Below are 18,884 nucleotides of genomic sequence, written 5' to 3' on the forward strand. Positions count from 1 at the left end.
ACCTTAATTGATCCGATAATTCACCATCAGGTTCACATGAATCATTTCTACCTTGTTGTATCGTTGTGACGGAGTTAAATCAGGTGAACCCAGGGCTTCTTTATTCATGATCAAGAGATGAAAATCAGTCTTTGACATGGAGTCAGGCTTGTATTTTAATCCCAAGTTAATTTGTCTATAGGATGGAAAAGCATATTTATTATTGGGTGCATCGGACAATTCAGGCAACCAATGAAAACCTATATGTCCATAAATACCCAAGCCTTTTCCAAGTTGGTATTCTGACAAGAGTGTCAATGCAGTTAATTGCCCCACCCCCTCATTTCGCTCTCGAGGAATAAAAGTGTACCAGGCATCTTTCCCCCATTCTCTTGGACTGAGCCATCTACCCTTTCCTCCCAATTGCGTAAACCCAAATGTATTTTTCCATTTTCCAATTTCCGCACCTGCTGAAACTGACATCACCCAGTTTTGATCTTTCGGGTTTTTATATCGGAATGAAACCTCTTGATTTCCTCCATCTCCTATTCCATGTTGAAATCCAAGTTGAGCGCCCAAAAGCCAATTTAGACCTCCTGTATTCTTAGAGAATTTATAATTCCATTCTCCCCAAAAGGTGGAAAAAAGGTTATCAGCCAAAGTGTGGGATAGTGTATAATGATTTTTCTCTTTCTGATAGTCTACTTGGACTATGCTGACGAAATCACTTTCTGTATTCCCAAAATAGCTTGAAGGTGCTCCGGTCTCATCTCGGCCTACTCCATATACACCGATTGATTCACCCACATTGAGGAATTTATTTGTACCTCTAACTCTGAATCTGTTGATATACCAACCCGAGATTTTCCAAGATTTGGAAGGAGAAAAGCTCACCGAAGCTCCTTCCATTTCTGTAGGGGCCAATCGTCCATCTGCTGGATTTATCCAGGCTGTGTTTATAGGCATTCTGCCGATGGAAAGTTTCCAGGAAGTCGTTTGATAACTAAGATTCAAAGTCTCCAAGCTACCGAAAGTACGTTGGCCAGGTTCTAAAAAATTGAATAAACCTGTCTCATAGCGATTTTCCCTACCGGAATAGGGCTCCAAATCCCAAATATCAGAACTGAGCACATTAGCAAAACCCCGATATGCGGCTTGAAGAGTCCACTTACTATAAATTTTAGCTTTGAACCCAATAGCCAAAGAGGCTCCTAAAGCATAATCATCTCTAAAATCTTCCCGATAGGATGTACTCATCCAAAAAGTCCGGGCATGGACTGTTGGATCAATCTGTACGTTTTTTATCCTTTCTTGGGAAAAAGAGGTCAAAGGGCCGATAATCAATATCAGCGCAATCCAATATTTCATTGCCCTGAAGCTTTGGCTTCTACGATGGGTTTGAATGGTCCGTACTTATGCTGCTCTTCAGAAAAGCCGTCACTATATGGGCCAAATGGATGGTCCATTGGCTTCTTGGAAATATCTGGCCAATCACCAGCTAGGTCTTTGCTTGGTCTTTCTAAGCTATTTACATAGGCTGCAACATCCCATGCATCTTCATCAGAAATCAATGGGTTTTCATAGGTAGCTCCCAATGGCATATTAGCTCTTACATAACCTGCAAATCGGGATAGTCTGTAAAGACCAGCTCCGCTATTGTAGCTGTGATCGCCCCAAAGTGGCGGATAGGTATACCCGCTTCCATCAGGTTTGGCAATCCCTTGTCCGTCCGCTTGGTGACAGCTTTGGCATTGATTTTCGTAAACAGTTTTTCCTCTAACCGGGTCGGCGGCTCTATCTAGCAATGGGACAGCATAAATTCCTGCTCCCTTCGGTTTTTCGCCTTTTGGAACATCTTTTCCAAGCCATTCCATATAGGCAACCATCGCCTTCATTTCTGTAGAATTACGTTCGAGAGGCTTTCCATTCAAACTTCTTTCGAAGCAATCATTAATTCTTTTTGGAATATCTTCGGATTGACCGGAACGAGCTCTGATTTTCGGATAGGTTGCCGCTACGGCTCCGTAGTTATTTCCAAGAGGTGCCGTTCCAGCATTCAAATGACAGTTTTGACAATTTAATCCATTGGAGATTTTTCTTACACTTCCGTTTGGACCAAGATAAGCAGCAGTGTTAGCAATCAACTCCCGACCATATTTAATTTCATCTGCATTTGGCTCAGCATCTACAGATTTCCAATCAGGAGCCTTCCACATTCCCACCGGATCTTCCAAAGCCGTCACCTTTGGAGCAGGCACAGATGCTGCAGCTAATACCTGAGAATCATCTGGAGAAGCTACATCTAATCGTACCCCTGAATAAGCCAGGAAAAGAACCAATCCAATTACACCTACCAAAGCGGTGATCAGAGCCAAAAGACCGACCATTAAGCCGATCAATTGAATGAATGATTTATTGCCTATCTGCTTCATTTTTTTATTTTAATCTAGCACAAATGTGGCAAAATTCCATCCCTTCTTGCTGTGACTTGGGTCACAGGAGGCCTTTTTGAATGGTAAACTCAAAAAAGTTGAACCTTAGCTGAAAAAACTGTTTTCTCCTCCACCTTTCCTACCAACTGTATCACTTGATCTGAGGTGCTCTTAAAAATGCTTACCTCATCTCTCAAAAAGCATTCAGCCAAATAGTTGATGGAAAGAAATTGAATTCCCTTTGATTTTTCCAAAATCCCATCTTCAACCCATCGAATGTAGCTCGTATTGTTTACATGATTCTGCAAATCCAAATCCGAAGGCTGAACTTTAATGGAAAATGCGTTTGCACCCAAATCGCGGATTCTATGCTTTTCTGGAATCCAATCAGGTTTTTGATTGATTTTAAATAATTCCGGTGGCAAAACAGATCCCGGCTTTACAATACGTTTGCTTTCTGCATCCAGCAATACCCATGAACTTATCCCTCTCGCCAATTCTTCCTCTTTGGAATTAACCATAAGAAATTCACGAAAGGCAAAAAGCCCTTCTACCCCTCTCCCCGCAGTGTAGACCCTAACTTCATCCCCCCAAACAGGCATTTGATTTACTTTTATCTCTAGACGAGAAAGGACCCACATTCTATTCTCCTTCTGCAAGTTTCTCCCAAAATCCCCTGAATCAGCATGTCTCCAAGCTGCTTCTTGAAATAAATCTGCCAAATCTTTGAGCCTCAAATTCCCCGATGGATTCACCTGAAAGGATCCGATTTCAAAATCGTGATGGAACTGGAAAGTCTCGGGCGCGCTCATGATTTTTCTGAGGTTTGTGTAGGAAAAAATACCTGCTTTCGAACGGTGGAAAGGAGTGCAATTCCAAGTCCATTTACAGCAATCAAGGCAAAAGAAGTCTTGAGGCTAAATAAGTCTGCGATAAAACCTATCAAAGGAGGTCCTATCAAAAATCCAAAGAAGGAAATGGTAGAAACCAACGCTAGGGCAATTCCCGGAGAATATAAGGTAGAACGGCCTGCTACACTGTAAGAAACAGGCACAATCGAAGCTACGCCAAATCCCACCATTAAAAAGCCTATAGTGGCCCAAACAATAGTTGGTACCAAAACGGAAATACTTAATCCTGTAAATATCAAAATCCCGCTAACGCGGAGAATGGGAACTTTTCCAAAACGCTGAATAAACCGATCAGAAATGAACCTTCCGGAAGCCATTGTTCCCATAAAGGCCACATATCCCAAGGTTACCCATTCTGCAGGTGCCTCCACTACTTTTTTGAAATAAACTCCACTCCAGTCAAACATGCATCCTTCGGTCATCATCCCTAAAAAAGAGATCAAACCTACCCGCAGCAATAATTCATCTGGCTTTTTCAAAACAAGCCCACCTGCTTCGGAACGGGATTTTTCTTCAAAAATGAATGCTTTACTGGTTAGTATGATACCGATTGAAATTCCAGCTACAACCAAATAATGTGAAAATGGAACCCATCCCAAACCAATCATTACGGCACCAATTCCTGCCCCGACAAAACCCGCCATACTCCACAATCCATGAAAAAATGCGAGAATACTTTTGCCATATTCATCCTCAAAATCCAGTGCTTGTGTATTGAGCGCAATATTCATGATATTACCCAGCAAGCCAAAGGTCATCAAAACCAAAACTAACATCCAAAGCGATGGACTCAATCCAATCAAAGGAAGACTTAATGCATAGGCAAAACTTCCCCAAAGAATAACTTTTTTGCTTCCATAGTGATGCACCGACCACCCTGCAATAGGAAGACCGATGATGGATCCAATGGGTAAAAACAGCAAAATTGAACCCAATTGACCTTCGGAAAGATCAAATTTGGTTTGAATATCCGGAATACGTGCAGCCCAACTGGCGAAGCAAAGCCCCAAAAAAAAGAACATGCTTCCGATGGCTATTCGGCGTTTTAGAAGGAAATTCATGGATAGGTTTGAGCGAATCGAAAGGCAAATTACCGAATAAGTCTGCTACATTCCCAACCTTTTTCAAATTCCGAAACTATTTGAAGAGAGTGCTGTTTTATCAAAAACATTTATCATGGAATTTATCATTGTAGGAGGAATCATCCTGACCATCATTCTCTTGATTCGCTTTATCATTTCACGGGTTTTTCAGAAGCCCTAAACCCAATTCTTTTTAGTCTTTTCCTCCACTCCCCTTGAATTGATCTTCTTTGTAAGCAAAGAGCACATTGAAAGTGGTCAGAGAGCCATAACAACGAGTGATATATTGTTGCAAATGAACCCTATCTTCATCATCTAGCTTCGGGTGATTGTTAATATTCTGTTCCAAAACCCGCAGCTTCTCCCTTACCATCACAATTTTATGAAAAAAAGTATCCATTGGGATTTCTTTGGATTGAAGATCGGGATCTCCAGGCTCTAGAGTCACAGAACCTCCAATCCATTTCCCTCCTAACGGGACAATGGGAGCGCGTTCTGAAGTTTGGGCCAAAGCTTCCCGAATTGCTTTTTCCACTTCTTTTAAAGTCAACATGGGAAAATCCGGTTTTTTTGCCTCTTCTATTTCGAAGCCTTCATAATCCCTTGCCAGGGTTTTGATTTCCTCTGTATTGTAAAAATAGATTTTGTAATAATTCTCATCCACAGAGAGAATCATTCCTACTCCAAATTTGGGATGGCGAAGTTTACTGCCTGGGGCTAATTCACTGGTTGACATAATGCTGAAATTCGATTTTTATATTCCTAAATTAGAAATAATATGAGTTTTCAGCTATTCAATTGTAACCTTATCTGATTTCATTCATTAACTGTAAAAATCCGATGTTTTCTCTCAAAACGAAAAAGACTATTCTAAACTTGATTGCCGTCTTATTGGGCTTTACATTTTTCGGAGCAGGTATGGCCAAACTATATGCCGATCACCAATACTTTGGTTGGATTGGACCTACTTGGTTGATTGAGCGGTTGGAGGAATACCAATTAGGCTTTTATGGTCAGTTCATTGCCCTTTCTCAAATATTCATTGGCTATTTATTAATTACAACCCGATACAAACTTTTGGGAAGCATTATGCTCATTCCCATGATTTTGAATATCCTGATGATCACTATTTCATTGGAATGGAAAGGTACCCCATTCGTTTTGGGCGGCTTACTTTTTTTGAATTTTTTAATTATTTGGCATTACCGAGACTTTTTTACTCCTATTATCAATGAAGGAAGGAGTGAAAGTCAACCCAAAGAAAGGCAAGAAAGAAACTGGAAAGGGCATTTGGTTTGGACAGTAGGGTTGGCGTTACAATTTGTCTCCATTTCCATTTCATTTACTTGGATAGTACTTGCTTTTAGCACCTCATTAATTGGAATAATTATCTCATTATTAAGCTTCCGGGTAGATAAAATCAAGTAATAATCTTTAACTTGATTGCATACCAAATCCAGTAGAAATGAAAATTTTTCCTTATCTAAATTTTGATGGTCATGCTGAGGAAGCCATTTTATTTTACCAATCCATTTTGGGGGGTGAACTAGATGGTGGTTTTCGATATTTCAGCGAAATTCCGGGAATGGACATTCCGGATTCTGATCTTCATCGAGTAATGCATGTCAGTTTACATGTCAATAAGCAATTCAAAATTCTAGCATCAGACACGCTACCATCTACGGGTAAACCGTTTATAATGGGGAATTCCAATTACCTATCTATAGACGCAGATTCCAAAGAGTCTGGAGCAGAGATTTTCGAGAAACTTTCAGCCGGAGGAAGTGTAGAAATGGAGTACCAAAAGACCTTCTGGGGCGCCTATTTCGGAAGCTTCCAGGATAAATTTGGGGTCTGTTGGATGATAAATTATGATTTAAAACATGGCGAGTCTTAATCTAAGTACAAGACATTCAGCATGCTTTATTTCTCTAAGCTGAAAAAGCCCCAAACTTTCTTAGAAAATATTGAAATGAGCAAATTTTGCCTTACCTTTGCTGCCCGGCGGCACGACCAGCTCCTGCTGAATCCCCCAGGTCCGGAAGGAAGCAAGGGTAGGCGGTTGTAGCGGTGCGATGCCGCCTCTTTTTTTGTCCTCTCCCTTTTCGAAAATTCAATTCCTTATCCTGATTAAAGTTTTAACTTTGCTTCATCGGGAACTTTTACCCATTGCTTTCAACCAAAACTATTTATTCATGAAATTCTTTATTGACACTGCAAACCTTGCCGAAATCCAAGAAGCCTATGACTTGGGTGTATTGGACGGGGTTACCACCAATCCTTCTCTAATGGCAAAGGAAGGAATTACAGGCGAGGATCAAATCCGAGCGCATTACAAAGCCATCTGCGACATCGTAGACGACAAAGTAAGCGCTGAAGTAATTTCCACTGATTTTGAAGGAATGATTCGGGAAGGAAAAGAACTTGCCAAAATCGATGAAAAAATCGTGGTAAAAGTTCCAATGATAAAAGAGGGTGTAAAAGCCATCAAATACCTACATAGTGAAGGAATCCGCACCAATTGTACTTTGATTTTCTCTGCTGGCCAGGCAATTCTAGCTGCAAAGGCGGGAGCAACTTACGTATCTCCTTTTATTGGCAGATTGGATGATATTTCATTTGACGGACTTGAATTGATCGAGCAAATCGTCCACATTTATCAAACCTATGGTTTTTCTACCGAGGTACTAGCTGCCAGCATTCGCCATACTATGCACCTAATTAAGTGCGCAGAACTCGGAGCAGATGTAGCCACTTGTCCCCTTAAGGTAATCACAGGATTGCTAAACCATCCATTGACGGACAAAGGCTTGGCACAGTTTCTGGCTGATCATGCTAAAGCAGCTGGAAAGTAAACAAATCAGGGCTTTTCTAATTTTCTAGAAAAGCCATCTTTTCTTTAAGCCCATGTATATCATCAAAGTAAAAGGTAAAGCCAAGATTCCGGACTATATTCAAATTCGGGATGAAAACTTTGTACTCGTAGCTTATTTTCGGGCAGATCGCCCTATGAAAAATCCTGAAAAATTTGGCCTAGAAGGCAAGGAAGAGGAACTTCAGGAATTGATCGAAAAATTACCCTTCGGTAAATTACAAAAACTGGAATTATAAGATGGACTTCAATACAGAACCGGTTCTTAAAGTAGATCATGTCACCGTCTTCCAAGGCGTAGACCCTATCCTATCCGATGTATCATTTTCCATCGAACAGCATGAGTTTGTTTTCCTGATTGGAAAAACCGGAAGTGGAAAAAGCTCTCTTTTGAAAACCTTGTATGCGGATCTTGCTCTAAAAGCGGGAGAGGTGGAGATCTCGGGGTTTCATTTGAAATCAATCAAAACCAAAGAAGTCCCCTTTCTTCGAAGAAAACTTGGGATTATTTTTCAAGACTTCCAGTTGTTCAATGATCGAACAGTGGCAGAAAACCTAGCATTCGTCATGAAAGCAACTGGTTGGAAGGATAAGGTAAAAATCAAAGAGCGAATGGCTGAGGTCTTGCTTCAAGTTGGCCTTCATAATGCTTCCAGCAAAATGCCCCATCAATTAAGTGGTGGCGAGCAACAGCGGGTAGTGATTGCAAGAGCTTTATTGAATGAACCTTCCATTCTTCTAGCAGACGAACCAACAGGAAATTTGGACCCCGATGTCGCAGATGGGATTTTCAAGCTATTCCAAGAAATCAACAAAAAAGGAACAGCTATCCTCATGGCTACTCATAATCACGAATTATTAAGAAAATATCCCTATCGAGTACTCAAATGCGAAAACGGAAAGTTATTGGATAGTCAAACCCATGACGTCTCCTTTGGTTCTTCTTGGTAAAAACCTTTAGGACACAACAGCCTTCCTATTTCTGCGTTTGAGAGAAATGAAACAATCCCGTTTATGAGAATATTCAAAGGACTTCCGCTTTTCATGGTCTTCGCTTTGCTTGGACTATTTGCTTGTGATAAAAACGATCCAGAACCGCCAGTTGATCCAGGCTCAAACGCTGCCGTAAACCAATGGATTTATGACATCATGGAGCAGGTGTACTATTGGCTGGAGGAAATGAGAAACCCGATTGCTGAAACTTCAGATCCGGAGGATTATTTTGAAGCCCTTTTGAACCGCCCCACAGATCGATTCTCGGTCATTTATCCAGATTACCAAGAACTTCTCAATTCTTTGAATGGGATTAATTTGGAGGCAGGGTATGAATTCATCCTTTTTAGAGAGAGCCAAAACTCCGATAATGTCATAGCCGAAATCACCTATGTCAAGAAAAATAGTCCAGCAGCTACAGCCGGCCTTTTGAGAGGTGATATCATTCAGACCATCAATGGAGTACAAATGACCATTGACAACTATCGGGAAGTTTTAGAGGACATCTCTTCTACTCATACCATTAACTACTTACGCTTTAATGAAGAAACGCAGGTTTTTGAGGATCAGGGAGATCTCGAGTTAAACACTGTGCAACTTGCTGAAAACCCGAATTTCCTTGATACGATTTACACCATCAATAACCAGAAAATCGGCTATGTCATCTATCATTTCTTTGCACCAGGGCCGGGCAATGGAAGTACAGTCTATGACAATGAGATGGATGGAATTTTTGCCAAATTCAAAGCCGAGGGCATTAATCACTTGATTGTTGATTTTCGATATAATGGAGGAGGTTTTGTTTCTTCTGCGGTGAATTTGGCCAGCTTGATCGCTCCTAGTGTGACTCAAAATGATATTTTTTCAAAAACAAAATACAACAGTTTCTTGAGTCAATTCGACGATTTCCAAAATGTACAGACGCCATTTAAAACTAAATCAGAAAATCTAGGAAATATTCTAGATGGCAATCGGGTATATATTTTGACCTCTAGCAGAACTGCATCCGCTTCCGAATTAATTATCAATGGGCTAAGACCCTATATGGATGTCTTTTTGATTGGAGATGTGACCACTGGAAAAAATGTCGGTTCAATACCTTTTGATGACGAAGACAACCCTCAAAACACGTATGGAATTTTACCAATCGTCACCCAAAGCTTCAATAGCCTTGATGAATCAGACTATACCAATGGCTTCACACCAGCTATTTCTGCAAGAGAGATTACAGAACGCCTAAGACCATTGGGAGATGTCAATGAATTACTTCTGCGAACTGCCATAGCAGAAATAACCGGAGAGGCTCCATCCGGTCGATTCCAAAAACTTGACCGACAGGATATTGGCAGTACGCTGGATATTAAAATCCGATCAGGTAGAATGATCGAAACAATGAAATAACAAAATCTAAGAGCTCCCAAATCGGAGCTCTTTTTTTTGACCTATTGAAAAAATACTTCAATTACTTTTCGACAAACGTTTGGAATATTTTGGTAAGCGAATAAATTTAGGATAGAAATTTTATCCATTAAGGATAAGAATGCTAATTATTTTAACCAACCAACCTTTTACAAAATGAAAAACTTCTTACGAAAGCCTGTTTCTATGGCAGGAGTGGTTCTTGGTGCGATGGCATTTGCCTGTATGCCTCAAGATCAAAACCCAGTGATCAATGACTCTGTAGTGGAATATGTAAAATTCCAGCATGGTGACATTATTCCTGGAAAGTACATCGTTCGGTTGAACCCAACGAATTTGAATTTTAGAAAAACAAAAGACTATGCCAGCAACCAAGCGGCCATGCGAAAAATCAGCATGGATATTCTGGCAAGATATGATATTGCTGAAGCAAGCTTAGGTTATGTATATGGCAGTTCCATTGAAGGATTCTCGGTAGATCTCTCCAATGAAGAATTTGAGAAGCTTTCAAAAGACCCTGCGGTGAAATTCATCGAACCGGATCGTATCATGATGTTAGGTGAAATTGATGCATTCAGAGGTAAGCCAGGCGGTGGCGGTGGAGGAGGCAACCCCACTCAAGCTACTCCATACGGAATTACCAGAGTCAATGGAGGTGCAACTTACACAGGAAGTGGAAAAGCCTATGTCATTGATTCAGGAATCGATGCCACCCATCCTGATTTGAACGTGGATGTTTCAGCTGGCTTCAATGCTTTTGACAGAGGTAAGGATGCCGACCTTTCAGCAGACGGAAATGGTCATGGAACTCACGTAGCTGGAACAATCGCTGCCATTGACAACAACATTGGTGTGATAGGTGTAGCGGCTGGAGCGACTGTAGTCCCTGTTAAAGTATTGGATAGCCGAGGTTCTGGTTCTTACTCAGGAGTAATCGCTGGAGTAGACTTTGTAGCGGCTAATGGATCAAATGGCGATGTAGCAAATATGAGTTTAGGAGGACCTGCATCAGCAGCATTGGATGCGGCAGTAATTGCTCTCGGCGCCGAAGGAGTTAAGGTAGCATTAGCGGCTGGAAATGAAAGTCAGGATGCTAATAACTCATCACCTGCCCGTGCGAATGGAAATAATATTTTCACTGTGTCTGCAATCAATAGCAGTGATGTGTTTGCATCTTTCTCAAATTATGGAAACCCACCAGTAGATTATGCGGCTCCTGGTGTTGGTATACTTTCTACTTATCCAGGAGGATATGCCACTCTTAGCGGAACATCCATGGCTTCTCCTCACGTGGCCGGAATCCTTTTAACTGGAAATCCAAGATCAGGAGGAACTGCTATAAATGACCCTGATGGAAATGCGGATACAATTGCAGTTAAGTAATCAAACCAATTAATAGAAAAAAGCGGCCAAATCGGTCGCTTTTCTTTTATTACCAAATCATTAATAATCTTTCCCATTTTTTCGAGATTGAAAAAATCGAATACCTTCGCAAAATGGAAGAAATAGCCAGCTTCATACTTATCCTTACCATCTACTTTTTAGGTATTCTAGCTATTGTGCAGGGAATCTCCCATCCCAAATCCTTTTTCCGGCGAAAAGACATAAAGGATCCAATAAAAATCCCTGTTAACTATCTGAAAATTTTGTTTATAAGTTTCCTCTTGGCAATCATTACCACGACCTTAGCTTACATTTTTTTCATATAAAAAAGGCCGTCCAAATGAACAGCCCCAATTAATTTTCCAATAACGCTTTTTTAATTTTGAGTCTTTTGCAGATTCTCTTTTGCAAGCTGGAAGTTCGGCTCAAGTTCAATAGCCTCTTCAAAAGCCGTTCTTGCTTCGGTATTGGAACCTTGATCTAGGTAGATCATACCTTTAAGGTTTAAAGCTGCTGCCTTCATGCTTATCTCCTGAGTTTCGGTCTCAGATTGAGGGAAACCAATTTTCTCATCAGGTTTAGCATTTTTCACTAGCATATTGACAGAGTTAAGAGCTTCCTCATATCGCTTTAAAGAATACTGAAGGAACCCAGACTTATATAAACTGAAATTATCACCAGTCAACAAATATAATCTTTCATAATTGGGTAGCGCCCGGTCAAGCGCACCTAACTGTTCCAAGGAGTAAGCCGCAATCTCCAATGCACCTATACTTCGATCATTGACTTCCAAAATATCCAAGGAAACTAAGGCTGCAGAAGTAGACTGTCCCATTTCAAAATAGAGCGTTCCTAGCAGTTCCTGAAATCTCAAGTTTTCGGGATTTCGAACAATCAATCGATATAACGCACTTTTAGCCATTTGCGGATCATTATATCGCATGGCCAATTGATAAGCAGCCTGATCTTGAATATTCAAGGATAGTTTGGTCTTTGGATCCAGCTGGGCAGTTGAATCTGACGTTTGAGAGAAAGATGCGCTGGCAAAAAGCCCAAGCACGAAAATCAGCACTAATCGCTTCATGGTTTAGTTTAGGTTATTTTATTATTTATCTAGAGGTGAAAACCCCATTCGCTCAGCAATCTCAATCATCAATTTCCGAGCCTCTTCAGGGTTATTTTTGATTTTGCCCTCCAATATAGCTTCTTTAATTTCTTCTTTAATATCTCCAACCGCTTTCGAAGGTTTCAAACCGAAAGTTTCCATGATTTCTTCCCCGCTTACCGGAGGTTGAAAATTCCGAACTTGATCCTTTTCCTCCACTTCCTGGAGCTTTCGCTCCACCTTATCAAAATTTTCCAAATAGCGCTTTACCTTCTTATTGTTTTTGGAAGTAATATCCGCCCGGCAAAGCTTCAGTAAATCATCGATCGCATCTCCGGCATCAAAAAGCAATCTTCGCAAGGCTGAATCTGTCACCTCATCTTTTACCAAAGCAATTGGTCTCAAATGAAGCCTTACTAGTTTCTGAACAAACTTCATTCGTTCATCCATTGGTAATTTCAACCTTTTGAAAATTCCAGGGACCATTCGAGCACCTTTGTCTTCATGTCCATGGAAGGTCCAGCCAGCTTTTTGATTGAATCGCTTGGTAGCGGGCTTAGCGATATCATGAAGGATCGCAGCCCATCTCAGCCATAAATCATCACTGACTTTGGCCACATTATCCAAAACTTGAAGGGTATGATAGAAATTATCCTTATGGGATTTGTCATCTACCGTATCCACGCCCTGTAAATCCACCATTTCAGGAAAAAACTCATGTAGTAATTTCCCTGCGAAAAGCAAATTAAAGCCATAGGAGGGCTTTTTGGTCAAGACAATTTTATTTAATTCGGTGATAATCCGTTCCGCAGATACAATTTTAAGCCGATAGGCATTGTTTTGAATTGCGAAAAAAGTATCCGGATCAATATCAAAGTCCAACTGAGCTGCAAATCTAATGGCGCGCATCATTCTCAGAGGGTCATCTGAAAAGGTTACGTTTGCGTCGAGGGGTGTTTTAATCACTTTTCGCTTGAGATCTTTTTGCCCTTCAAACGGGTCTAACAGCTCACCATAATTATCTGCGTTGAGAGAAATCGCCATGGCATTGATGGTAAAATCTCTTCGCTCCAAATCTTCCATCAAGGTTCCATCCTCCACAATTGGCTTTCTGCTGTGAGATCGATAAGACTCTTTCCTAGCTCCTACAAATTCCAGTTCATAGTCCTCCATTTTTAGCATGGCAGTTCCGAAATTCTTAAAAACCGAGAGTGGAACATGAAAATCAAAGGATTTAGCAACTTCCTCAGCCAACTCAATCCCGCTTCCCACACAGGTAAAATCAATATCCTTGCTTTCTCTTCCCATCAACAAATCCCGCACATAGCCACCCACGACATAGGTTTCTAGTCCAAGCGATTGTCCGGCAGCGGCTACTTTTTCAAAAATTGGATTTTGATTCAATTTTTCTTTGAAGTTCATCCTTTGATGATTTTAACATCCCCTTCGGGACTAAGATACATTTCCTTGAGATTTGGGCTGAGAAGTGGGAAAAACAGATTAGTCTCAAATTCAGATGGAGCCTTTTCAACGATTTTGCAAAGCATCAAGTCAGAGGCCTGAAAAAGTAACTTATTCCATTCTTTATCCCGAATCAGCGAAAACCTAATTTTTCCATCATTGGCTAAAGCTACAGGAATTGTAACCCCTGGGCTTGTATGATAAATGGTTGGTTTGGATGCAAACTCAACAATATCCAACGAAACTTCAGAAAATTGACCTGAAATGGATCGAATTTGAAAAAGATCGAAAAGTAAAAAAATCCAATCGTTTCCCATTTCAGGAGTCCATGAGTTCAATTTGAGAAGCCTGAGAACTTTTCCGTTTCCTTCCTTAATTTGAACCTGTCCCTGACGCTGAAGTGCTCCTACAATTGCTCGTTGATCCAATTTCTATCAATTTTTGCACAAAAATAATCAGATATCCGAGAGCAAGGTTCATTAACAGTAATTTCTCCCCAAGCTATTTAAGTTTTTAGCACTTAAAGTTCCACCATAGTATTTAAACAAAATGAGTATTCTATCTTTAAATATTTATATATAAGGTCAAATAAAAACCCTACCTATTTAAACAATATGCTAGCATATCTAGAAAATAAAAAAGGCAGTTTAAAACCGCCTTTTCACTCTAAATTTCTCGAAATCAACCTCTCAGCCAATTGATAAAAGTCTGATAACCAATACCTACCTCTCTTGCGAAGGCAGCTTTTGTTTTCTTTCCTGCAGCTTCAACTTTCTTCCACTCTTCTAAAATTTTGCTTTTTTCAGAATCTGAAAAAGTTCTTCTTTTGGAAGACTTTCCGGATGACTGACCGGTAATCAATCCGATCAATTCATTTAGATCATTTACAAATCTTCCATCAGTTAAAAACAAACCTGCATTTTCCAATTTCTTAATTACATCATCTTTAGGATTAACAGGTGTTACCGCAATTCCTCTAGCAGCTGCTTCATGAAGATCAATTCTTTTCCCATCAGAAGTCACATAGACAAAGCCATCATTTTTTTTCAAATCAGCAATTGCCTCTTTTATTAATTCTCTCATAACAATATGTTTAAAGTTGAAACAAGGTGCAATATATTATTTATATTAGAACAAAATACAATACACAAGAAAAATTAACCAAATAATATCATTAAAATAAAACTCAATCTATATCAAAACTTTAACCAACATTTTTCGAGAGAAAAATCATAATTCTCTGATGAGCGAAAATGATTCAAACTAGTGATTTTATATAGGAAGATTTTTAAAAGCGAGCCTTTTCTATACCAAAGTTTTTTATTTCTTTTTATTAAAAATGAGTCCCTTATTTATCTGCAGTAGACAGTATTCTCTTTCATATTTTCTATAGACCTCTATTTATGATTTTAAATATTTTTCCCTGTATAAAAACTAAAACAATTTCATATCAGATAGGAATTTGAACAATCCCTTCTTTGAAAAAATTCTGGGAGAAAAAAGTCACCTTCTCTCCTAAATCAGATAATTTCCTTAATTTTGAACCCCATAAGAATTCAAGACCAAACCCACTTCTCAGCTCATTCTTATGGCCTCATCCACCAAATACATCTTCATCACAGGAGGAGTTACTTCTTCCCTAGGAAAAGGAATCATTGCAGCATCCTTAGGCAAATTGCTTCAAGCAAGAGGCTTTTCTGTAACGATTCAGAAATTTGACCCCTATCTAAATATAGACCCAGGGACCCTTAATCCTTATGAGCACGGGGAATGCTATGTGACCGATGATGGAGCTGAAACGGACCTCGACCTGGGTCATTATGAGCGTTTCTTGAATATCACCACCTCCCAAAGCAACAATGTAACTACCGGTAGGATTTATAACAATGTCATCACCAAGGAGCGTAAGGGAGAATATTTAGGAAAAACCGTCCAGGTAATCCCTCATATTACGGATGAGATCAAGTCCAATTTCTACAAACTAGGTCAAGAAGGAAAGTATGATGTTGTAATTACCGAAATTGGAGGATGTGTGGGGGATATTGAATCCTTACCTTTCATTGAGGCAGTTCGTCAAGCACGCTGGGATTTAGGTCCTAACAACTTCCTAGTAATTCACTTGACTTTGATTCCATACCTCAAGGCTGCAAAAGAATTAAAAACAAAACCTACCCAACATTCTGTAAAGCAATTATTAGAAGCAGGTATTCAGCCTGATATTTTGGTTTGCCGTACGGAATATCACCTTCCTCCGGAGGTGAAGAAAAAGCTCGCTCTTTTTTGTAACGTTCAGCTTAATAGTGTCATCGAAGCAATGGATGCAGATACTATTTATGACGTTCCTCTTTTGATGAAAAAAGAAAAGCTTGATGAGCGGGTACTTTCAAAATTGAAGCTTTCTTCCAAGCAAAATACTGATTTGGAAGACTGGAAAGACTTCTTAGGAAAATTGAAAAATCCGACCCAAGAAGTTAATATTGGTCTGATCGGTAAATATGTTTCGCTACCGGATTCTTATAAATCCATCATTGAAGCATTTACCCATGCAGGTGCAGCGGTAGAATGCCATGTTAATCTCAAATTGATTTCCTCTGAGGAAATCAATTCAGACAACTACGAATCCAAGCTTCGGGATTTGGATGGAATTTTGGTTGCTCCAGGTTTTGGAGAACGTGGTTTTGAAGGAAAAATCGAGACTGTCCGCTATGCTCGAGAAAAGAAAATCCCATTCTTCGGAATCTGTCTGGGGATGCAGGTGGCTGTGATTGAGTTTGCAAGAAATGTATTGGAACTTGAAAATGCCAACAGTACCGAAATGGATCCCTACACCTCTCATCCTATCATTGATTTGATGGAAGAGCAAAAGCAAATTGAGCAAATGGGCGGAACAATGCGATTAGGTGCGTATACTTGCGAACTCAAAAGAGGAAGCAAGTCTCACTTGGCCTATGGCAGCAAAAAAATTCAGGAAAGACACCGTCATCGCTACGAGTTTAATAATAGATATCTGGATCAAGTAGAAGCAGCCGGAATGATTGCCACAGGTAAAAATCCAGAGACTGGTTTGGTAGAAATTGTCGAAATCAAAAACCATCCATGGTTTGTCGGCGTTCAATTTCATCCCGAATATAAAAGTACAGCACTCAATCCGCAGCCGCTATTTGTGAAGTTTATTCAAGCGGCGATTGAAAACAAAAAAGTAAAGTAAACGAACCCCGATTTTCGGGAACCAATTATTATGGATAGAAATCAAGCAACTGGGCTGATTTTATTTGCAGCGGTCATTCTTATTTACTCCATCTTTTTCGCGAGTGGCCCAGAAGTGCAGCCAGAAGAGGAAGTATCTACCAATGAACTTGTAAGTTCAGTGGAAGAACCCACGATGGATCAAATTCCAATGGAGGAATCAGGTTCTGATACGCTTTCTCAAGAAAAAATTGAAAAATATGGAGTCTTAGCTCCATTGACACAAGGCGAGGAAGAGTTAATTACCTTAGAGAATGAGCTGATTCGCTTGGATATTTCCACCAAGGGTGCAAGCATTAAAAATGTAATCCTCAAAGAATACAAAGACTGGGAAGGTAAGGATTTAGCTCTATTGGATGATGTTTCTTCATCCATGGTGAATACCTTGAATACCACTCGAGGCCCTGTACAGATCGAAGATTTTTACTTCACTCCAGAAGTGACTTCTGAAACGACAGAAGAAGGAAAAGAAGTAACTCTTTTGACCTTAAAAGCCGAAACTGAAAGCGGATCACTGATTCATCAATTTAGTTTAGAGTCAGAGTCTTATCAGGTTAAAAAGAGCTTTGAAATCAATCGTTTTCAGGGAGTATTTACTCAAAACACCATCTCTTTAGACTGGAAAGATCAGGCTCGAGCACATGAGCGAGACCTTGCAGAATCCAGAAGAAAAACTCAGATTAATTTCTACACTGAAGGTGGTTCCTATGATAATTTAGGTGTTGGGGAATCTCTAGAAACCAATGTTCCCGAGGAGCCTGTAAAATGGATTGGTTTTAGTCAGCGGTTTTTTACTGCCGGTATTATTGCCGATCAAGCCTTCGATAATGTAACCTTAGCTCAAAGCACTCCTACGGATAGCCTATTTGTGCGAAATATGGAAGCACAATTGGACATCCCGATCAATGACGGAAAAGCAGATTACCAATTCTACTTTGGCCCCGACAAGTACAAAGTACTAAAAAGCGTTACTGAGGGATTTGAGAAGAATGTGGACATGGGATACTTCTTCGTCAGCTGGGTAAACAAATACATCATTGTTAACCTTTTCTCCTTCTTAGAGAAGTACTTCAACAACTACGGGGTAATTATCATCCTTATTGTTTTGATTATCAAATTGGCACTATCCCCGCTTACCTATAAGTCCTACATCGGGATGGCAAAAATGCGGGTAATCAAGCCAGAAATTGATGAGCTAAAGGAGAAATACGGGGATGACCCTACCAAAATGCAGCAAGAGCAAATGAAGCTTTTCTCTCAATTGGGAGTAAGTCCTATCTCTGGATGTCTTCCTTTGCTTCTTCAAATGCCATTCTTGTTTGCCATGTTCTTCTTTTTCCCGAATGCAATAGAACTTCGGCAGGAATCTTTCCTTTGGGCTACAGACCTTTCGACTTACGACGAATTCATCAAATTGCCATTTACCATTCCCTTCTATGGTTCACACGTGAGTTTATTCACGCTTTTGATGACAGTATCTCAAATCATCTATACCCATTTCAACAATCAATTGACCACGGCTACGGGTCCTATGAAAAACCTAGGATATATTATGCCGGTGATGTTCATGTTCATTTTGAACTCATATCCTGCAGGATTGAGCTTTTACTACTTCGTTTCTAACGTCGTGACCTTTGGTCAGCAGGCTTTAATCAAGCTTTCCGTGGATGATCAAAAGATTCGCCAAAAAGTGGAAGAGAATAAAGTCAAGAATGCAAATAAGAAAAAGTCGAAATTCCAACAACGACTGGAAGAGGCAATGAAAGCTGCAGATGCAAATCGAAAAAAATAAAAGAAAGGGCTTTAGGCCCTTTTTTTGTGGCCATAAGAAAACTTATCTGACATAGCCTGACCAATTAAGAAGATAGCTACAGGAGACAACAAACTTTAACAGTTAAGTATAACATCATCGAGTATCAACCTAACCTATTGACTTTTAAGTACTTTAACTGTAAACCTGAAATAAAAACATCTTAAAAATAGATTTATTTCAGGGGAAAA

The 18,884-nt window shown here is 40.0% G+C and carries 18 protein-coding genes and 1 other RNA gene; 10 read left to right on the forward strand and 9 right to left on the reverse strand.

Features of this window, described 5'->3' with window-relative positions:
• Window positions 1–3: 3 nt before the first annotated feature.
• The 5 genes from E4S40_RS11365 to E4S40_RS11385 all read right to left on the reverse strand — a co-directional run bounded on the left by E4S40_RS11365 (window position 4) and on the right by E4S40_RS11385 (window position 5,140).
• On the reverse strand, window positions 4–1,347 hold the full coding sequence (locus E4S40_RS11365; RefSeq protein ID WP_135074100.1) for a hypothetical protein: 1,344 nt from the start codon (window positions 1,345–1,347) through the stop codon (window positions 4–6).
• Window positions 1,344–2,411 carry a c-type cytochrome gene (locus tag E4S40_RS11370; protein WP_135074102.1) on the reverse strand — a complete coding sequence of 356 codons (1,068 nt, stop codon included), beginning with the start codon at window positions 2,409–2,411 and terminating at the stop codon, window positions 1,344–1,346. The genes E4S40_RS11365 and E4S40_RS11370 overlap by 4 nt, the downstream gene beginning before the upstream one ends.
• Before the next feature lie 89 nt (window positions 2,412–2,500).
• Window positions 2,501–3,223 (reverse strand): acyl-[acyl-carrier-protein] thioesterase, encoded by a 723-nt coding sequence (locus E4S40_RS11375; RefSeq protein ID WP_135074104.1) that lies wholly within the window; start codon window positions 3,221–3,223, stop codon window positions 2,501–2,503.
• Entirely contained in the window at window positions 3,220–4,383 is a 1,164-nt protein-coding gene (locus tag E4S40_RS11380) for an MFS transporter (RefSeq protein WP_135074106.1), read from the reverse strand. Before E4S40_RS11380 ends, E4S40_RS11375 begins: the two co-directional genes overlap by 4 nt.
• Before the next feature lie 214 nt (window positions 4,384–4,597).
• Window positions 4,598–5,140 carry a hypothetical protein gene (locus E4S40_RS11385; protein WP_237563182.1) on the reverse strand — a complete coding sequence of 181 codons (543 nt, stop codon included), beginning with the start codon at window positions 5,138–5,140 and terminating at the stop codon, window positions 4,598–4,600.
• A 104-nt stretch (window positions 5,141–5,244) separates the two neighbouring features.
• Here E4S40_RS11385 and E4S40_RS11390 point away from each other — a divergent pair, with 104 nt between their 5' ends.
• The 8 genes from E4S40_RS11390 to E4S40_RS11425 all read left to right on the forward strand — a co-directional run bounded on the left by E4S40_RS11390 (window position 5,245) and on the right by E4S40_RS11425 (window position 11,071).
• Window positions 5,245–5,832 carry a hypothetical protein gene (locus E4S40_RS11390; RefSeq protein WP_135074109.1) on the forward strand — a complete coding sequence of 196 codons (588 nt, stop codon included), beginning with the start codon at window positions 5,245–5,247 and terminating at the stop codon, window positions 5,830–5,832.
• 37 nt (window positions 5,833–5,869) lie between these two features.
• Window positions 5,870–6,301, forward strand: a complete 432-nt coding sequence (locus E4S40_RS11395) for a VOC family protein (protein ID WP_135074111.1) — start codon at window positions 5,870–5,872, stop codon at window positions 6,299–6,301.
• A gap of 103 nt (window positions 6,302–6,404) precedes the next feature.
• Window positions 6,405–6,493, forward strand: an RNA gene (gene ffs / locus E4S40_RS11400) — signal recognition particle sRNA small type.
• Between the two features lie 106 nt (window positions 6,494–6,599).
• Window positions 6,600–7,259, forward strand: coding sequence for a fructose-6-phosphate aldolase (gene fsa, locus E4S40_RS11405; protein WP_135074113.1), 660 nt, complete (start codon window positions 6,600–6,602; stop codon window positions 7,257–7,259).
• A gap of 52 nt (window positions 7,260–7,311) precedes the next feature.
• On the forward strand, window positions 7,312–7,515 hold the full coding sequence (locus tag E4S40_RS11410) for a fructose-6-phosphate aldolase (RefSeq protein ID WP_135074115.1): 204 nt from the start codon (window positions 7,312–7,314) through the stop codon (window positions 7,513–7,515).
• A gap of 1 nt (window position 7,516) precedes the next feature.
• A complete protein-coding gene (locus E4S40_RS11415; protein ID WP_135074117.1) occupies window positions 7,517–8,227 on the forward strand; it encodes a cell division ATP-binding protein FtsE in 711 nt (236 codons plus the stop codon).
• Window positions 8,228–8,290: 63 nt separating this feature from the next.
• Complete coding sequence (locus tag E4S40_RS11420) at window positions 8,291–9,670, forward strand: S41 family peptidase (protein ID WP_135074119.1); 1,380 nt, start codon at window positions 8,291–8,293, stop codon at window positions 9,668–9,670.
• Window positions 9,671–9,844: 174 nt separating this feature from the next.
• Window positions 9,845–11,071 carry a S8 family peptidase gene (locus tag E4S40_RS11425; protein WP_237563183.1) on the forward strand — a complete coding sequence of 409 codons (1,227 nt, stop codon included), beginning with the start codon at window positions 9,845–9,847 and terminating at the stop codon, window positions 11,069–11,071.
• Between the two features lie 376 nt (window positions 11,072–11,447).
• Here the strand turns inward: E4S40_RS11425 and E4S40_RS11430 are convergent, their stop codons facing one another.
• The 4 genes from E4S40_RS11430 to E4S40_RS11445 all read right to left on the reverse strand — a co-directional run bounded on the left by E4S40_RS11430 (window position 11,448) and on the right by E4S40_RS11445 (window position 14,720).
• A complete protein-coding gene (locus E4S40_RS11430) occupies window positions 11,448–12,155 on the reverse strand; it encodes a tetratricopeptide repeat protein (RefSeq protein WP_135074121.1) in 708 nt (235 codons plus the stop codon).
• Window positions 12,156–12,176: 21 nt separating this feature from the next.
• On the reverse strand, window positions 12,177–13,598 hold the full coding sequence (locus tag E4S40_RS11435; protein WP_135074123.1) for a CCA tRNA nucleotidyltransferase: 1,422 nt from the start codon (window positions 13,596–13,598) through the stop codon (window positions 12,177–12,179).
• Window positions 13,595–14,065, reverse strand: coding sequence for a hypothetical protein (locus tag E4S40_RS11440; RefSeq protein WP_135074125.1), 471 nt, complete (start codon window positions 14,063–14,065; stop codon window positions 13,595–13,597). Before E4S40_RS11440 ends, E4S40_RS11435 begins: the two co-directional genes overlap by 4 nt.
• Before the next feature lie 253 nt (window positions 14,066–14,318).
• Window positions 14,319–14,720 (reverse strand): hypothetical protein, encoded by a 402-nt coding sequence (locus E4S40_RS11445; protein ID WP_135074127.1) that lies wholly within the window; start codon window positions 14,718–14,720, stop codon window positions 14,319–14,321.
• Between the two features lie 505 nt (window positions 14,721–15,225).
• On the opposite strand from E4S40_RS11445, the gene E4S40_RS11450 reads away from it, so the two are divergent.
• A complete protein-coding gene (locus E4S40_RS11450; protein WP_135074129.1) occupies window positions 15,226–16,845 on the forward strand; it encodes a CTP synthase in 1,620 nt (539 codons plus the stop codon).
• A gap of 30 nt (window positions 16,846–16,875) precedes the next feature.
• Window positions 16,876–18,675 (forward strand): membrane protein insertase YidC, encoded by a 1,800-nt coding sequence (gene yidC / locus E4S40_RS11455; protein ID WP_135074132.1) that lies wholly within the window; start codon window positions 16,876–16,878, stop codon window positions 18,673–18,675.
• Window positions 18,676–18,884 lie beyond the last annotated feature (209 nt).

This window comes from Algoriphagus kandeliae, from assembly GCF_004571135.1.
Classification (GTDB): Bacteria; Bacteroidota; Bacteroidia; order Cytophagales; family Cyclobacteriaceae; genus Algoriphagus; species Algoriphagus kandeliae.

What these genes read in the sequence shown, in the direction of transcription:
- E4S40_RS11375 (WP_135074104.1), bottom strand. Translation starts at nt 3,223, where the DNA reads ATGAGCGCGCCCGAGACTTTCCAGTTCCATCACGATTTTGAAATCGGA.
- fsa (WP_135074113.1), top strand. Translation starts at nt 6,600, where the DNA reads ATGAAATTCTTTATTGACACTGCAAACCTTGCCGAAATCCAAGAAGCC.
- E4S40_RS11385 (WP_237563182.1), bottom strand. Translation starts at nt 5,140, where the DNA reads ATGTCAACCAGTGAATTAGCCCCAGGCAGTAAACTTCGCCATCCCAAA.
- E4S40_RS11410 (WP_135074115.1), top strand. Translation starts at nt 7,312, where the DNA reads ATGTATATCATCAAAGTAAAAGGTAAAGCCAAGATTCCGGACTATATT.
- E4S40_RS11370 (WP_135074102.1), bottom strand. Translation starts at nt 2,411, where the DNA reads ATGAAGCAGATAGGCAATAAATCATTCATTCAATTGATCGGCTTAATG.
- E4S40_RS11365 (WP_135074100.1), bottom strand. Translation starts at nt 1,347, where the DNA reads ATGAAATATTGGATTGCGCTGATATTGATTATCGGCCCTTTGACCTCT.
- E4S40_RS11395 (WP_135074111.1), top strand. Translation starts at nt 5,870, where the DNA reads ATGAAAATTTTTCCTTATCTAAATTTTGATGGTCATGCTGAGGAAGCC.
- E4S40_RS11415 (WP_135074117.1), top strand. Translation starts at nt 7,517, where the DNA reads ATGGACTTCAATACAGAACCGGTTCTTAAAGTAGATCATGTCACCGTC.
- E4S40_RS11430 (WP_135074121.1), bottom strand. Translation starts at nt 12,155, where the DNA reads ATGAAGCGATTAGTGCTGATTTTCGTGCTTGGGCTTTTTGCCAGCGCA.
- E4S40_RS11390 (WP_135074109.1), top strand. Translation starts at nt 5,245, where the DNA reads ATGTTTTCTCTCAAAACGAAAAAGACTATTCTAAACTTGATTGCCGTC.
- E4S40_RS11445 (WP_135074127.1), bottom strand. Translation starts at nt 14,720, where the DNA reads ATGAGAGAATTAATAAAAGAGGCAATTGCTGATTTGAAAAAAAATGAT.
- E4S40_RS11380 (WP_135074106.1), bottom strand. Translation starts at nt 4,383, where the DNA reads ATGAATTTCCTTCTAAAACGCCGAATAGCCATCGGAAGCATGTTCTTT.
- E4S40_RS11435 (WP_135074123.1), bottom strand. Translation starts at nt 13,598, where the DNA reads ATGAACTTCAAAGAAAAATTGAATCAAAATCCAATTTTTGAAAAAGTA.
- E4S40_RS11425 (WP_237563183.1), top strand. Translation starts at nt 9,845, where the DNA reads ATGAAAAACTTCTTACGAAAGCCTGTTTCTATGGCAGGAGTGGTTCTT.
- yidC (WP_135074132.1), top strand. Translation starts at nt 16,876, where the DNA reads ATGGATAGAAATCAAGCAACTGGGCTGATTTTATTTGCAGCGGTCATT.
- E4S40_RS11450 (WP_135074129.1), top strand. Translation starts at nt 15,226, where the DNA reads ATGGCCTCATCCACCAAATACATCTTCATCACAGGAGGAGTTACTTCT.
- E4S40_RS11420 (WP_135074119.1), top strand. Translation starts at nt 8,291, where the DNA reads ATGAGAATATTCAAAGGACTTCCGCTTTTCATGGTCTTCGCTTTGCTT.